Raw genomic sequence first — 15,627 nt, 5'->3', positions numbered from 1 at the left:
AATCTTGATATGGTCCTCCTTTTTGATTATAAAAGACATTGCATGAAATAATAGGTAAAATATTCCTTGAGTCGGATTGAAGAGAGGGTGGATACCTGTATATGTTCAAGGATGTAGCTTTAAAAACTTCTTCAACAGCGAATCGCCTTGAAGTCCGCATGGGCGAATCTATATCTATTCAAACAAGTCGAGAAGAACAGGAACAGATTTTAGAGCGTCTTCAGTCGCGAGGAAAACGAACGGATTATCAGGAAATTCAGATTGATTTCCCGGGGAATCAATCATTGAATCTATCGGATATCGGATTTTATTTTTTAGCGCTCGATTCCTATCCGCGACTGACGGTACAAGAGCAGTTGAAATTCTTTAAGCAACTCTATCAGAGTGAGAATTCGATTGAGGAGTTGCTTGAACGGCTCCATTTGAAGAAACGGGTCCGGACAAAAGGAAAAGATTTAACCTACTCGGAACAAAAACGACTAGTACTCGGTCGTCTCCTATTACAAAATCCGCGTGTTTTGATGATGGAAGAGCCGATTCAAAATGTCGACTGGCAGACCAAACAACTGATCCTTCGCTTCGTTCAAGAAGCAGAACAAGATGGAAAATCGATAGTTCTTCTGACGGAAAGTTTAGAGAATGCGATGTTACTGTCACGGTCTGTGTACCAATGGCGAAACGGAAACCTGCAGTTTGTGGAACCAGAAATCACAGTTGAACCAGAGGAAGAAACAGCCGTTCCAACCGATATCTCTCCGGGACAACAGACACTTCGAAAAATTGCGACGAAAGTCGATAAAAATATCGTATTACTGGATATAGCGGAGCTGGATTATTTGGAGAGTATTGCTGGCACGGTTCAAGTGAATAGCAATCACAACCAGTATCCAGGTCTGTATACCTTGCAAGAATATGAGCAACGGTTGCAAGCCTATCCTTTCTTTCGGTGTCATCGCTCTTACTTGGTTAACCTCGAAAAAGTAGCAGAAGTGATGATGTGGACACGAAACAGTTATAGTCTGCTGTTGAAAAATGGCAAGGAAGTACCGTTATCGAAAAACCGGGTTGCCCTCTTAAAAGAGATATTGGGTCTTCAATGACGTTCCGTTAAGGGGGTGACAGACGCCTGTCGACGGATCGGATGCTCCTGTCAGCTGTTTTTTAAGGTATTCAAGTTCTCTAGGTTCTATGCTGAGCGTAGAACAGATGAAGGGAGTTTATAGGATGCCGATTATTGAAGTGGATCAGATTACGAAAGAGTTTTCAGGTCAGGTTGCCTTAAACAAGATTAGTTTTTCGATACAGCAAGGGGAAGTGTTTGGGTTAGTTGGACCGAGTGGAGCTGGCAAGACAACATTACTTCAATTACTGACAGGGCAAGTCAAAGCCGACACAGGTCAGGCCAAAGTGCTCGGACATACGACGAATCGGTTGCGGGGAGAACAGTTACAAGAAATCGGAATCATGACAGACAATAGCGGTCTGTATGATCGTTTAAGTATTTACGATAATCTTAAGCTCTATTGCCGGTTATATGGTTGTTCTTTAAAACGGATCGAAGAAGTTCTCATGATTGTCCATCTCGGTGCAGAACAAAAGAAGAAAGTGCAGCATTTATCGAAAGGGATGCGCCAACGCGTGTTGTTGGCTCGCGCCTTGTTACATGAACCTCGGCTTCTTTTTTTGGATGAACCGACATCGGCGCTTGATCCGATGAATACCTATTATATTCATCAAGGATTACGCGCATTAAATCAAAAGGGAACGACTATTTTTTTGACGACACACGATATGCGGGAAGCAGAGGCACTCTGTCACCGGGTAGCATTTTTACATGAAGGGAAGTTGCCGTTAATGGGTTCACCAACCAAGTTACGCGAACGGTTTTCTGACGCAACCGTAACAGTACGTTTGACAGGGAGGGAACCAATGATTTTGCAAAATGGACCGGAGGATGCCAAAAAGATGTATGACTACTTTTGTTCAAATCAAGTCGTTACGATTCATTCAAACGAACCGACACTGGACGAAATCTTTATTCATGTCACGGGGAGGGGACTCGTATGAATCTGTCCATCCAGCGAACACTTGCAATCTTTTTGAAGGATGTTAAAGATGTGACCCGGAATCTCTTCGTCACGACCACGTTATTGGTTCCGATCCTACTAGCCATTGTCTATAGAAATCTTGGCGACATCACGCTTGAGATTCATTACACCGTGATCAATCTGACGTTTTCTTCTGTCACAGCGTTTGTTCAGTGCACACTGATTGCAGAAGAAAAAGAAAAAAATACGTTACGGACCCTCATGTTGTCGCCTGCGACCACAAGTGAAATCTTACTTGGGAAAAGTCTTTTGAGTTTGTTGATCACACTCATAACAATTCTGCTGTGCATTCAAATTACAGGATATGTTCCAGAACACGTTGGACTGTTTGCGCTTGCGATAATCGGATCCTGTTTGTTTTATCTCGGACTTGGAACAGTACTTGGTTTAATCACAAAGTCAGTCATGGAAGCATCGGTTGTTGTCCTCCCAATCATGTTTTTATTTGGTTTTGGCACGATGCTTGAGACATTGGCTTCAAATAACGCTTACTTGAAGTTGCTTGAATATTTACCGAACTTACAGCTGTTACGATTCGCTGAGCTTTTGGAACAACAAAAGTTCACATCAATTGGACTGCCGCTTTTAGTGATTGGAATCTGGAGTTTACTAGGTGCTTTGCTGGCAGTGATGGTCTATCGGAAACAACTACAGAAACGATGACTGATGTATCTTTTTGAAAGACAATTCAGACGACATATGAGCTTAAATAGCAGTGAAAGCAGGTAACGGAATTCATAGCGGCTATCACATATCTAAAAAAATACTCAGGGCTCCACTCGTGAAGAGAATAGAAGAAAATCCAACGTATTAAGCAAACATAGGAGGTCAAAATGGAAAAACACCAAGTTTTAGATTCAGGATGGAAACGTCAAGCGATATGGGAAGGATGCATGCTCGCCTCCATCGCTCACGCTATCTTTGTCGCGAATAATCCTGACTTTGCTTATGAACATTCCTGAGATGGTAACAATTACAGTACAAATGATGGTCAAGGTAGCAGAGGGACAGTTACATTTGGTCAAGATTTTTTTGTCGGAGGATTTAGAAACGAAGAATTCTCTGTAGAGACGACAGAAGCAAAAGAATTGTTAAGCCAAGCTCCACAATTCGTACAAGAAACAGCTGAGCAAGATACCTTTCAATACTTGTTAGATGAGGTTAATGGCGCAGCTCTTCCGATCGTCACTACTGTCTTGTGGGGGAGTGATGATCAAGTTTTTTCTAGTCATCCATATGACGAAATGATTGAACAGGGGGCACGCCTTTTAGAAATACAGGCATCGGAGTACGAAACTGGAGTTAAGTATTGGGAAGAGTATTATGAACTCAGAGAACAACAGCTGACGTTATTAAAAAAACTGTATCACTTGAAGTTGAAAAATCCCGCGAGAACTATTACTTTATCCGCAGAGAATATTCAAGCACTAGATGCCGTAGATGCAGAAGGGATGCAAGAGAGTAAAGTTTCTTTCTCTGAAATGGGTTTCGAGTGGCCAAGTAAATGAATACGCCTTGAACTACTACCACTTACGTTATGCTTAGAAATGAAGGATTCCTGGATTATTCGATTTGTCTGTTGGAAACTCTACGTGACAAATGGCTTTGCCTTGAGACGTTTAGACGATGAGGAAGTTGAATCTTGAAGATTTGTCAGTCTTCCAACTGGATAACAATCTGTGCAAATGTTAAGAAATCATCTATGTGCTTCTCTAAAATAGCCTGGAGAATACTTAAATCAAGTGACGGGTAGTCATGGATTGCGATAGTACAAAATCCCATCATATTCATTAGACTTGTAGATAGGGAAGAATTGATAAAGTCTGCTTCCTCTAATAGTTTAAATCCATCCTGACTTGCTTTAGGTAATCCCAGTTTTCGTGTACTTACGACATACATCGCCATATCGATAGAAGCTTGGCAGATCCGTTGCAAATTTAAGATGATGCTATCTTGTCTGGTTAAATCACTTAAATTTTTGGAGTCATTATTGTAGACTTCGTTCATTCTAGTGATGCAACGTTTGATCGTCGCTTGTTTTTGTAAAAGAATCTCGTTCATTTCTTGAGACGCCTCCTTTCTTACACAGTAGATAATGGTACATCTGATTTTAACCATTCTATAACACCTTGAAAAAAATCGGTATGATCTAAAAAAAGTAACACCCGACGAAATCCGTCACTCTTCCGTTTAAATTAACGCTTTTTAAAGAAGACCCGTGAAATAACATTCGTGATTGTTCCCGCAATGAATGCTTCAAGCGTAGCAGCTATAAAAATAGCGAGTATTTCCTTCCAATCCGGCGTCCCAAGGAAATTTAAAAGGTTCAATAAGAAAAATAAAATGAAAAAGATAACGTAATCGATTTTACGCATAGATTCTCCTCCTTCTTTATCATCTAATAAAAATATTGGTATGTAGTGTCCTGAAAACTAATATGACAACTATTCTGCCAACAAAAAGCTAATAGAACCTAAAATGATGAAGCAGTTTTATAAGTTTGTCATCTTACACTCTTGAAAGACAAAGAAAATTGATTTTACATAAAAAATCCTCCTCTGCTCATTTGAGCAGGGGAGGTTGTGGTTTAAGCCGTCACTTCACTCACTTCATGGTTGAGCTGCCACTGCACACCAAACGGATCTTCGACAATACCGTAAGCTTCACTCCAAAATGTTTTTTGGATCGGCATGATGACGTTGCCGTCTTGCGCCAGTTTATCAAATGTCTCGTGAATGATTTGGATGTCCGGCAGATGCAGGGCGAGTGTGACATTTTGTCCAATCGCCACAGGATCGTGCGGCATCGCGTCGGAAAACATGACGCGTGTGCCGTGAATAATTAATTGCGAGTGCAGGACAAGCGACTGGACGTCTTTTTCAAACGGTTGACCGTCCGGACCATTGCCGGGACCAAACTCCATGATGTCAGGAATGTCTTGCCCAAAGATTTTGGCATAATAATGGATCGCCTCACGGGTATTGCCGTTAAAGACCAGATAAGGGGTAATCGGCATGATAATGCTCCTCTCCATTTGAACACGGCTGACTGATGCTTATAGTATACCAAACATTTGTTCTTATTTAAAGGGTTTCCTGATTAAAAATGAAAGCGATATCATTTATTTTTTTAATTCCAAATAAATTCGCAAATAATGGTTGCGTCTTTCCAGATTCCGACCTATACTAAATTTATCGAAAGCGCTTTCGGTGAAATGGAGTGGTTATATGGGTACAATTTATGATTTAGCGAAAATAACCGGTTTTTCGATCACGACGGTCTCAAAAGCCTTAAATAATTATTCCGACGTCAGTGAGAAGACAAAAGCAAAAATCGTTCAGGCAGCAGCCGATATGGGCTACTTACCGAACGCCCACGCCCAGTCGCTCTCGACGAAACGATCCTGGACGATCGGCGTCATGTTCTCGGAAGCACATGGAGTCGGGATGATGCATCCGTTTTTCAATGCGATCATCGAAAGTTTCCGGAAAGCAACAGAACAACAAGGTTATGACTTGATCTTCGCCTCGCGGAATCTCCGCAATCGGGACATGAGTTACCTCGAGCATTTCCGGCATCGGGCGGTCGACGGCATCGTCGTCATCTGTTCCGATCAAATGGACAAGCATGTTCAGGAACTGATTCAAAGTTCGATTCCAATCGTTGTTGTCGACATGGACAGCACCGATTGCAGTGTTGTCTTTTCAGATAACCTTACCGGAGGCGAATTGGCAGTTAATCACTTATACCAATTGGGTCATCGATTAATCGCCCATATTGCAGGGGATAAGACGACTGACGCAGGATCTGCCAGGATTGAAGGGTATAAGCAAGCAATGAAACGTTTAGCACTACCGATTCCTGACGGGTATATCGTCAACGGAGGATTCTTTTCGGTTGAAGAAGGAAAACAGGCGATGCAGACGTTGCTTGCCTTACCGAAACGTCCAACCGCTGTTTTCGTCGCAGGTGACCAAATGGCGATCGGGGCGATTGATGCGATTCATGAAGCCGGTTTACGGATTCCGGAAGATCTTTCGGTTGTTGGATATGATGACATCGAACTGGCTAAGTTTATTACACCTAAGCTAACGACGGTCCGGCAAGATACGGAAACAATCGGGCAGCATGCAGCAGAATTGTTAATCGAACAAATCGTCAACAAACGACGTGTCATGACGACGGATATCATTCCAGTTGACTTGATCGTCCGTCAGTCGACAGGACCCGTAAAACCATAATTTTTTTTCGGAATCGCTCTCGCAGGTTGTCTTCGAGAAAACGCGAGAGCGGTTTCGAAATACATGATATTTTTTTGTACGTTTCCGAAAGGGCTTTCGGAACTTTTTTTAGACCATTTACGAAAGCGCTTTCGATATTTTTGGATAATAAATGAGACCGCTTACTTAATAGACTACCAACAGACGAGAAGGATGGGATGACATGAAGAAGAAGTTAGTCAGCGTGTTAACAGTCGGCGCATTAACAGCAAGCGTTTTAGCAGGATGTTCAGGCGGCGAAGAGGAAAAAACGAGCGGTGGCAAGGAAGTCCTGAAAATCTGGTCGTTCACGGATGAGTTAAAAGAGCCAATCAAAAAGTTCGAAGAGAAAAACGGCGTCAAAGTCGAATTGACGATCGTTCCAATCGCCGACTACCCGACGAAGTTAAAGCCGGCACTTGAGAGCGGCGTGGGCGCACCGGATATCTTCACAGGCGAAATCGCCTTCTTAAAACAATGGGTTGATGCCGGCTACTGGGCGAACCTGTCGGAAAAACCATTTAATGCGGGTGACGTCAAAGACGACTATATCCCGTATGTCTATGACATGGGGAAAGACAAAGACGGTAACGTTCGTGCCCTTTCATGGCAAACGACACCGGGTGGCGTCTACTACAAACGAAGCATCGCGAAAAAAGTTCTCGGCACAGATGATCCAAAAGAAATCGGTGCGATGATGAACTCGATGGACGGCGTCTTCGAAGTTGCTGAGAAGATGAAAGGCAAAGGCTACAAAATGTTCCCGGATGAAGGATCGATCCGTTGGTTCGCACAAGGAAATGAGCCGGAAGCTTGGGTCAACGACAAACAGGAACTCGTCGTGACGGAAGACAAGAAAAACTACATGGATTACGCAAAAGAATTACGGACAAAACAATACACGGCACTTGCACCGGAGTGGTCACCATCATGGTTCGCCGGGATGGACAAGCCGGTTAAAGTCAAAGAAAACGGCAAAGAAACTGAAACAGAAATCTTCTCGTATGTCCTTCCAACATGGGGCTTACACAGTGTCTTAAAAGAAAACGCGAAGAAATCAGCAGGTGACTGGGCTGTCACAAGCGGACCGAGCCCATACTTCTGGGGCGGTACATGGTTAGGTGTCTACAAAGATTCGAAGAAACAAAAACTTGCGTATGATTTCGTTAAGATGATGACGCAAGACGAAGCGTTCTTGACAGACTGGGCGAAAGAAACAGGGGACGTCCTGGCTTATAAACCGGTTACTGACAAAATCAAAACCGACTTCAAAGATGAGTTCCTCGGCGGACAGAACAATTACGAGTTCTTCCTCGATCAAGCAGACAAGATCACACCGGGAATCGTGACGAAGTACGACCAGCAGCTTGATACGTTATACGGTGCGTCGGTCATGGAATATGTCCAAGGTAAAAAATCAAAAGACGAAGCACTTGCTGAATTCTACAAAAAAGTCAAAAATGCGTATCCGGACGTGACAACCCCATGATTGAAATCGTGGGATTCTGAAGTGCTTGTGCGAGCGCAGTCCATTTCTGTTTTGCTCAAGCCTTCAGATGAGGGTGTGCCATCACCCCTCCTGAGACAGACCGTATAGGTTCTCAGGCTGATTGACTGTTACCGTCAACCACAGGTGCGTATCGAATATTCATCGCACCTACAATATCTCTGTGTTTTTTGAACCCACATGAACAAGAATATGTTCTATCTTTTGCTTTATTGTGTCCTCCGCAAGAAGGGCATGTCTGAGAAGTATATGCCGGATCGACATACTCGACCTTTATTCCTGCGAGTTTTGCCTTGTACTCGACGAACATCGCCAAGCGATAGAATGACCATGTGTGTAGATTCTTATTGTTTTTACGGCTTTTTCTTGCCGTCTGTCGTATGTTCGCTAGTTTTTCTAAACGAATGACAGAAATGTTGTTCTCTTTCGCGAAAGCAACGATTCCATGACTTACCTTGTGATCCTTATCTTTCATCCAGCGTTGCTCTTTATTGTTTAGTTTCTTGATCGCGTTTAACTTTTTCTTTTGACCTAGCTCTTTGCGTTTCACACGAAACTTCCGTTTCATGTATTTGTTTTCTCGACCATTTCCAAGAAATCTGGTTCGATCGCAATCGGTCGTTGCCACTGCGGGTACTTTTAGACCTAAGTCCACACCAAGCAACTTCGTTCCGTTTTTTTCTGTCGTGAGGAGTGTGACAGCAATTTGTGCCATCCATTTATTCGATTTCTTTGTGACACGGAGCGTCCCTAATTTGTTGTTAAGAAGTGAGAAATTACGATTATGTGGATCGACAATATCGGCACGAATTGCAGTCTTTTTTACCTTTCCATCTATCATGATCGGAAGAGAGATGGACTCGAAATCGAACGAGTAATTCTGATTGTTCCATGTGCAATAGGGTTTCTTGAGGACGGGGATGATTTTGTATGTTGACTTTTTCGCTTTTTTGAATACACTTTGAGCGTCTTTAATAACCTGATTCTTAACAGCGCTAGGCAAATGCGAATGGATATGCTTGCTTGTCAATTTCAACATGCTCTGGGATTCGATCATGTCTGAAACAAGCTGATTGGCTGTATGGATATAGCTGCTCATCATGCGTTTCAAAATAGATTGTTGCTCTTTGGTAGGATGAAGCTTGATATTCACCGTCAAGGTCTGAGCCATGATTTCACCCCTTGTTTCTGTGTGTTTAATTGTCTCATACGATACATTACCGGCCGTAAAAACGAAGTAGGAACGTGCCCAAAGACTTTGCGTGTGAAATTACTCTCTCAACTTTTAAAAGTCACCCCTTTGATTTTCATGTCGGCGGGACCTTGTGTTTGCGGCGCGTTAAGCACTATCTGCGAGAGATCTTTCTCGCATTCCAAGGAACTCGTCATGATTTCTAACTCTCTTAAAATCTTTTTCACAAATTGCTTAAAACGTGCTTCTAAGTCATTAAGAAGGAATCTCTTTTTTTCTATAGCGAGGTTAAAAAGGAATGATGGTTGACGAGAGAAATAGTAGCAAGGGTTCTTGGTTATATATTTATAATACCCATATTCCACCATTTTATAGTCCGTACTGTACTAAAAGTTGTTGCTATTACGAAACAAGAAGTTTCAATATCTTCGTTTTACTTAATAGCACTCCGTATCAGAATGAGTGTTCATCCCATTCCTAAGAATGAGCGCTCATGATCGGAAATGCTGTAAAGTACCGGAATAAGGAGTCTAGGTGGGGCGGTCCTCGCTTCACCTCTTCTTGTTTAAGAAAGGGGTTTGACCTGTGAAAAAACTTGATCGCCATGGTTATCTGTTCATCGCACCGTTTTGGATCGTCTTCTTGATCTTCAGCATCTATCCGGTTGCCTTGACGTTCTATTACAGTTTCACCAACTACACAGGCGCAGAAGGCGAACAACTCGTCGGACTCGCGAACTATACGCGTTTGCTCGGAGATACGTACTTCATTGAAGCGTTCTTCAATACGATCAAGATTTGGGGACTGAACTTCATCCTGCAAATCGGGGGAGCCTTGATGCTCGCTTTACTGTTCTCGGATTTACAGCTCAAGATGAAAGGGCTCGCGTTTTTCCGCGCGACATTCTACTTGCCGAACTTGATCACAATCAGCTCGGTTGCCTTATTGTTCGGTATCCTGCTCGACTGGCAGCACGGTTCACTCAATATGATGTTACTCAAAATCGGCATCATCTCAGAGCCGATCAACTGGTTGACGCAACCGGTCACAGCACAGATTTCCGTCTCCCTCATCCTGACCTGGATGTGGCTCGGTCACTCGTTCATCGTCGTCATGGCCGGCGTATCGGGCATCTCAAAGGATTATTTCGAAGCGGCACTGATTGACGGTGCGACACGCTGGCAAATCTTCTCGCGGATCACATTGCCGCTCTTAAAACCGATCCTGCTTTACATCATGATCACGTCACTGATCGGCGGACTGCAATTGTTCGATTTACCGATGTTGATCACGGACGGTGTCGGTGCGCCGGATGGTGCCCTGAACACGATGGTCCTGTATCTCTACAATCAAGCCTTTAAATACAACAACTATGGCTACGCCGCTGCGGTCGCATACGGATTGTTTGCCATCACGCTCGTCTTTTCAATCATCGTCTTCAAAGGGATGTTCCGAAAAGAACGTTCAGCGAAAGGAGCCTGACCGATGGAACGAAATGCAGAAGCACGTCGGATCGTGCCACAAACGGAAGATCAACCGGACCGTTCAGAACGTCCACTGAAATTGACCCCACCACCGAAACAGAAAAAAGCCTGGTTCGGGAAAAGTCTGATCTACGTCGGACTGATTGCCTTGACGATCGCTTGTATCATTCCGTTTTTGATGATGATCATCAACGCGACCCGCTCGAACGAAGAAGTGTTATCCGGTTTCTCATTGATTCCAGGGAACTCGCTCGCTGAAAACTATGCCGCTTTAAGCTCTTACGTCAACATCTGGTCCGGCTTCAAGAACAGTCTGATCATCGCCGTCCTCGTCACCGTCCTATCGGGTTACTTCTCGGCGATGACAGCGTTCGGATTTGCCTTCTACCAGTTCAAAGGAAAAAACGTCCTGTTCGTCTTCATGCTCGTCATGATGATGATCCCAGGACAACTCGGATTGATCGGGTTCTACGAGCTCAGCAAGAACTTGGGTCTACTCGACAGCTTCATCCCGTTGATCGTTCCGGCGATTGCCAGTCCGTTCACCGTGTTCTTCGTTCGTCAGTACCTGCAGACGGTCATGCACCCGAGTTTGATTGAGGCAGCACGGATGGACGGCGCGAGCGAAATGCGCATCTTCCACACGATTGCCTTGCCGATGATGATGCCGGCGATCGCCACGATGTCGATCTTTACGTTCATCGGTTCATGGAACAACTACATCATGCCGCTCGTATTGCTGTTCTCACCGGAAAAGTATACGTTACCGGTCTTGATGGGATTCCTCAAAGGATCACAAGTCGCCGAAAACCTCGGTTCGCTCTATCTCGGAATCGCGATTTCCGTCGTACCAATTATGATCGCCTTCTTGTTCCTCTCGAAATACATCGTCAGCAGCATCTCAGCTGGTGCCGTCAAAGAATAAACTGTTAAAGGAGCTTACATCTATGAAATTTGCACCGAATTTCGTCTTCGGGACGGCGACGTCCTCGTACCAAATCGAAGGCGCACACGACGAGGGTGGTCGTACCCCGTCGATCTGGGATACGTTCTGCGATACGGACGGAAAAGTTTTTGAAAAACACAACGGCGATGTCGCCTGCGACCATTACCACCGGTTTGAAGAAGACATTCAGCACATCAAACAACTGGGCGTCGACACATACCGCTTCTCGATTGCCTGGCCACGGATCTTCCCGAGCAAAGGGCAGTTCAATCCGGAAGGGATGGCATTTTATAAGACACTGGCAACACGTCTGCAGGAAGAAGGCATCAAACCGGCCGTCACGCTCTACCACTGGGATCTCCCGATGTGGGCGCATGAAGAAGGCGGTTGGGTCCACCGCGACTCGGTTGACTGGTTCCTCGACTTCGCCCGCGTCTGCTTCGAAGAGCTCGACGGCATCGTCGACTCGTGGATCACGCATAACGAACCATGGTGTGCCGGCTTCTTGAGCTATCACCTCGGTCAGCATGCACCGGGACATACGGACATGAACGAAGCAGTCCGGGCTGTCCACCACATGCTGTTGTCACACGGAAAAGCCGTTGAACTGCTGAAAGGGGAATTCCAGTCCACGACGCCGATTGGCATCACGTTGAACTTGGCACCGAAGTACGCAAAGACGGATTCCGTCAACGATCAGATTGCGATGAACAATGCCGATGGGTACGCGAATCGCTGGTTCCTTGATCCGATCTTCAAAGGACAATATCCAATCGACATGATGAACCTGTTCTCAAAATACGTTCATACGTACGACTTCATCCACGCGGGAGACCTCGCGACGATTTCGACGCCGTGTGATTTCTTCGGGATCAACTTCTACAGCCGGAACTTGGTTGAGTTCAGCGCTGCGAGTGACTTCTTACACAAAGACGCCTACTCGGATTACGACAAAACCGGCATGGGCTGGGATATCGCACCAAGTGAGTTCAAAGACCTGATCCGCCGGTTGCGGGCCGAGTATACGGACCTGCCGATCTTCATCACGGAAAACGGTGCAGCCTTTGACGACCGGCTCGTCGACGGGAAAGTGCACGATCAAAACCGGATCGATTACGTCGCGCAGCATCTGCAAGCCGTGTCTGATCTGAATGAGGAAGGCATGAACATCGCCGGTTATTACCTCTGGTCGTTACTCGACAACTTCGAGTGGAGCTTCGGGTACGACAAACGATTCGGCATCATCTATGTCGATTTCGATACACAGGAACGAATCTGGAAAGACAGCGCGCATTGGTATGCGAATGTCATCCAGACGCATAAGGCAGCACTTCCACAAGAAGCGTAACGTCGTCGAACAGGCAAGGTCGAATTCATCGCCCTTGCCTGTTTTTCATTTAATAGGGGTAGAGAAAACGTACGTTTTTTGTTAAGGTAGAAAAAAGGGATTTACATCCAATTAATGAATGAGAAGTATGAGAGCGGAGAATGTCACTAAAACTAGGAGGAATGCAGTCATGGTTCGTTCGATGAAACAATACCTCGTATGGTTTACCATACTTTTACTTGGGTCAATCGGCATCAATGTCTCCTCGGCGAGTATATATCCGGACGGTTCGATTGGTTTGCTTCAACTGGGAGCGTCATGTATCTGGCTCATGTTTTTAATTGGTTCGGTTGTGTTTGTTCGTGAAGAAAAGACACTTTTGTTTGTTTTTAATTATCTGCGCTTCGGATTTATTGCAGGAATTGTTGTGTACGTAGTGACGTTTTTTGGAAGGTACTGGCTAGGTTATTCTTGGTTTGATATCCTATCAGGCATTCAATATCCGTTTTACTATCTGTTCGTGGTACCGTTATTTGGCTTTAATACATGGCTCAATATTATGTACGCACATTTTGCGCTGTTTGCCGGGTTTGCTTATATTTTGTTGGCAATCGGATTAAGTGTCCGGTACAAAAAACTAGAGGCGAAGCAATTGCGGTACTGACGTGCATGAATCGACTTCGTTTTGAACATATCGTATGAATTAAAAGATCTCTATGAAGACAGACTGGTTGTCGTTCAACCAGTTTGCCTGTGCATAGAGATTTTTTAATAGTGAAATGATGGGAAATATAGTGCGGAAATTGAAAATAAAGACTATCTTCTAAACAAATCCTCTATAATTGAATTATCATTAAATCTTGGTATTTCAAAAATAGGGAGGGATTTCCATGAACAAAGCAGTGAAACTCATTTTGACAGGTGTACTTAGTGTTTCTTTAATCGGTGTAACGTCCACTGAAGGTCATGCGGCAACAAAAGCAAAAGCTTTTAAAAACTGTACGGAGATGCAAAAAACTTATAAAGGCGGTGTCGCCAATAAAAAAGGTCTGAAGAACCGGACCGGTTACGACAAAAATGGAAAACCCATTTACAAAAAGACACAATATACGGCATATGTCAGCTTAGCAACATATAACCTCAACAAATCAAAGGACCGTGACAAAGACGGCATCGCCTGCGAACGCTGAACAAAGACCCACTTCCATTTTGGAAAGTGGGTCTTCGTCTGTTTAGTTGAAGTTTTTCTTGAGGAAGTCTGTGACTTCTTCCGGAGTTTTTGCATTGGCGCTGTGCAAGTGACCGAGTTTCTCGTTATTTTGGAAGACGAGCAGGCTTGGAATCCCCATGACGACGTTGTCCGATGCGATTTCCGGGAACTCGTCTTTGTCGATCGTATAGATTGGCAATTCTTTAAATTGCGCCTCGACATCGGGCATGAAGTAATCCATCCGTTTGCAGTCCGGGCACCAGTCGGCTTCGAACTTGATGATGACCGGTGTGTCGCTTGCAATCAATTCTTTAAACGTATCTTCGCTCTTAATGTAGTTACTCATGTGTTAGTTCCCCCTGTTGGTGTGTGTATCTTTAGTCTACTGATTCCAGGCGCAAGATGCACGAATTATGATTACACGATAAGTATTTTTCGCAAAATTGTTGGAGAAGATTACTTCTGAAGTATGTGCAAATTGCACAAGAATTGCTGTGCAACAACAAAAGATGATTTGCCTCCAGGAAACATTCTTGGTCTTTTGTTAATTAACTAGTTTTAAGCAAAATGATTTCTATAGACCCACTTGATTTCGACCTGTTACGATGAGGTTTGCTAATCGACAGAGCGAGTGGGGGCGACTACAAATGGATCAACAAAAATACGATAATTTAAAGCTTGGCGAGCGCGGTGCCATCATCAGCATCGTTGCTTATATTGTCTTATCCGTCATTAAATTGATTGTCGGCTACACAGCCGATTCCGCTGCCTTACGGGCAGATGGTTTAAACAATACGACCGATATCATCGCATCGATTGCCGTCTTAATCGGATTACGGATCTCAAGACGTCCGGCAGACGATGATCATAAATACGGGCACTGGAAAAGTGAGACGATTGCTTCGATGGTCGCTTCCTTCATTATGATGGCAGTTGGTCTGCAAGTCTTGATTGATACGATCTCGACGTTATTCGAAGGCAAACAGGAGTCACCGGATTTGATTGCTGCTTATGTCGGGATCGGTTCTGCCATCGTGATGTACTTCGTCTACCGTTACAACCGGAACTTGTCACGTAAAATCGACAGCAAGGCGGTCATGGCGGCCGCGAAGGACAACTTGTCCGATGCCTGGGTCAGTATCGGGACGACAGTCGGAATCGTCGGTTCCCAGTTCGGGATGCCGTGGCTCGATGTCGTGACAGCGATCATCGTCGGGTTCTTGATCTGTAAGACTGCATGGGACATCTTCTCGGAAGCGTCTCATGAGCTGTCGGACGGGTTTGATGAACATAAACTTAAAATGTATGAAGATGTGATTTATGATCTTGACGGCGTCAAAGGGATTAAATCGATCAAAGGCCGGAATTACGGTAACAACGAAGTTGTCGATGTCGTGATTCTCGTCAACTCCCAGTTAAACGTCCATCAAGCACACGATATCGCGACGAAGGTCGAAGATACGTTGACAGACGAGTACGGCGTCTACGACATTCATGTTCATATCGAGCCGGAATGACTGTTTATTTCTAACTTCAAAAATAGTTTGAAAGTCCAATTTTGATTGGGCTTTTTTTTATGATATTTTCCGTAAAA

The 15,627-nt window shown here is 44.4% G+C and carries 18 protein-coding genes and 1 pseudogene; 13 read left to right on the top strand and 6 right to left on the bottom strand.

What is annotated here, in order from left to right:
• Window positions 1-101: 101 nt before the first annotated feature.
• The 5 genes from ACHA8N_RS03900 to ACHA8N_RS03880 all read left to right on the top strand — a co-directional run bounded on the left by ACHA8N_RS03900 (window position 102) and on the right by ACHA8N_RS03880 (window position 3,616).
• Window positions 102-1,100 (top strand): LytTR family transcriptional regulator DNA-binding domain-containing protein, encoded by a 999-nt coding sequence (locus tag ACHA8N_RS03900; RefSeq protein ID WP_393964786.1) that lies wholly within the window; start codon window positions 102-104, stop codon window positions 1,098-1,100.
• Window positions 1,101-1,224: 124 nt separating this feature from the next.
• Window positions 1,225-2,067: an ABC transporter ATP-binding protein gene (locus ACHA8N_RS03895; RefSeq protein WP_393964785.1), complete on the top strand. Its 843-nt coding sequence runs from the start codon at window positions 1,225-1,227 to the stop codon at window positions 2,065-2,067.
• Entirely contained in the window at window positions 2,064-2,771 is a 708-nt protein-coding gene (locus ACHA8N_RS03890; protein ID WP_393964784.1) for an ABC transporter permease, read from the top strand. Before ACHA8N_RS03895 ends, ACHA8N_RS03890 begins: the two co-directional genes overlap by 4 nt.
• A gap of 170 nt (window positions 2,772-2,941) precedes the next feature.
• Entirely contained in the window at window positions 2,942-3,070 is a 129-nt protein-coding gene (locus ACHA8N_RS03885) for a hypothetical protein (protein ID WP_393964783.1), read from the top strand.
• Window positions 3,071-3,196: 126 nt separating this feature from the next.
• On the top strand, window positions 3,197-3,616 hold the full coding sequence (locus ACHA8N_RS03880; protein WP_393964782.1) for a hypothetical protein: 420 nt from the start codon (window positions 3,197-3,199) through the stop codon (window positions 3,614-3,616).
• A gap of 145 nt (window positions 3,617-3,761) precedes the next feature.
• On the opposite strand, the gene hepT is transcribed toward ACHA8N_RS03880, so the two are convergent.
• The 3 genes from hepT to ACHA8N_RS03865 form a co-directional block, all read right to left on the bottom strand.
• Window positions 3,762-4,169 (bottom strand): type VII toxin-antitoxin system HepT family RNase toxin, encoded by a 408-nt coding sequence (gene hepT / locus ACHA8N_RS03875; RefSeq protein ID WP_393964781.1) that lies wholly within the window; start codon window positions 4,167-4,169, stop codon window positions 3,762-3,764.
• A gap of 134 nt (window positions 4,170-4,303) precedes the next feature.
• Window positions 4,304-4,483 carry a hypothetical protein gene (locus ACHA8N_RS03870; protein WP_026834093.1) on the bottom strand — a complete coding sequence of 60 codons (180 nt, stop codon included), beginning with the start codon at window positions 4,481-4,483 and terminating at the stop codon, window positions 4,304-4,306.
• Between the two features lie 212 nt (window positions 4,484-4,695).
• Window positions 4,696-5,124 (bottom strand): VOC family protein, encoded by a 429-nt coding sequence (locus tag ACHA8N_RS03865; RefSeq protein ID WP_393964780.1) that lies wholly within the window; start codon window positions 5,122-5,124, stop codon window positions 4,696-4,698.
• Between the two features lie 211 nt (window positions 5,125-5,335).
• Between ACHA8N_RS03865 and ACHA8N_RS03860 the strand changes: the two genes are divergently transcribed.
• Complete coding sequence (locus ACHA8N_RS03860) at window positions 5,336-6,349, top strand: LacI family DNA-binding transcriptional regulator (protein ID WP_393964779.1); 1,014 nt, start codon at window positions 5,336-5,338, stop codon at window positions 6,347-6,349.
• A gap of 202 nt (window positions 6,350-6,551) precedes the next feature.
• Window positions 6,552-7,856, top strand: a complete 1,305-nt coding sequence (locus ACHA8N_RS03855; protein WP_393964778.1) for an ABC transporter substrate-binding protein — start codon at window positions 6,552-6,554, stop codon at window positions 7,854-7,856.
• 112 nt (window positions 7,857-7,968) lie between these two features.
• Here the strand turns inward: ACHA8N_RS03855 and ACHA8N_RS03850 are convergent, their stop codons facing one another.
• Both ACHA8N_RS03850 and ACHA8N_RS03845 read right to left on the bottom strand, forming a co-directional pair.
• Entirely contained in the window at window positions 7,969-9,045 is a 1,077-nt protein-coding gene (locus ACHA8N_RS03850) for an RNA-guided endonuclease InsQ/TnpB family protein (RefSeq protein ID WP_393964777.1), read from the bottom strand.
• Window positions 9,046-9,069: 24 nt separating this feature from the next.
• A pseudogene (locus ACHA8N_RS03845) lies at window positions 9,070-9,385 on the bottom strand (transposase); the annotation flags it as partial.
• 266 nt (window positions 9,386-9,651) lie between these two features.
• On the opposite strand from ACHA8N_RS03845, the gene ACHA8N_RS03840 reads away from it, so the two are divergent.
• The 5 genes from ACHA8N_RS03840 (at window position 9,652) to ACHA8N_RS03820 (ending at window position 14,013) form a co-directional block, all read left to right on the top strand.
• Complete coding sequence (locus ACHA8N_RS03840; protein WP_026834090.1) at window positions 9,652-10,548, top strand: carbohydrate ABC transporter permease; 897 nt, start codon at window positions 9,652-9,654, stop codon at window positions 10,546-10,548.
• A 3-nt stretch (window positions 10,549-10,551) separates the two neighbouring features.
• Window positions 10,552-11,475, top strand: coding sequence for a carbohydrate ABC transporter permease (locus tag ACHA8N_RS03835; RefSeq protein ID WP_081776058.1), 924 nt, complete (start codon window positions 10,552-10,554; stop codon window positions 11,473-11,475).
• Between the two features lie 22 nt (window positions 11,476-11,497).
• The gene (locus ACHA8N_RS03830; protein WP_393964776.1) at window positions 11,498-12,844 is read left to right on the top strand and encodes a GH1 family beta-glucosidase; all 1,347 of its coding nucleotides are present in this window, start codon (window positions 11,498-11,500) and stop codon (window positions 12,842-12,844) included.
• A gap of 169 nt (window positions 12,845-13,013) precedes the next feature.
• Window positions 13,014-13,487, top strand: coding sequence for a hypothetical protein (locus tag ACHA8N_RS03825; protein ID WP_393964775.1), 474 nt, complete (start codon window positions 13,014-13,016; stop codon window positions 13,485-13,487).
• Between the two features lie 226 nt (window positions 13,488-13,713).
• Window positions 13,714-14,013: an excalibur calcium-binding domain-containing protein gene (locus ACHA8N_RS03820; RefSeq protein ID WP_147511669.1), complete on the top strand. Its 300-nt coding sequence runs from the start codon at window positions 13,714-13,716 to the stop codon at window positions 14,011-14,013.
• Between the two features lie 42 nt (window positions 14,014-14,055).
• On the opposite strand, the gene ACHA8N_RS03815 is transcribed toward ACHA8N_RS03820, so the two are convergent.
• Window positions 14,056-14,379 (bottom strand): thioredoxin family protein, encoded by a 324-nt coding sequence (locus ACHA8N_RS03815; RefSeq protein ID WP_393964774.1) that lies wholly within the window; start codon window positions 14,377-14,379, stop codon window positions 14,056-14,058.
• Between the two features lie 301 nt (window positions 14,380-14,680).
• Here ACHA8N_RS03815 and ACHA8N_RS03810 point away from each other — a divergent pair, with 301 nt between their 5' ends.
• A complete protein-coding gene (locus ACHA8N_RS03810) occupies window positions 14,681-15,550 on the top strand; it encodes a cation diffusion facilitator family transporter (RefSeq protein ID WP_393964773.1) in 870 nt (289 codons plus the stop codon).
• Window positions 15,551-15,627: the final 77 nt, after the last annotated feature.

It is taken from the genome of Exiguobacterium sp. S22-S28, assembly GCF_043359615.1.
Lineage (GTDB): Bacteria > Bacillota > Bacilli > Exiguobacteriales > Exiguobacteriaceae > Exiguobacterium_A.
Note: the sequence above shows the minus strand (reverse complement) of the source record. Positions and strands in the feature narration are given on the sequence as shown.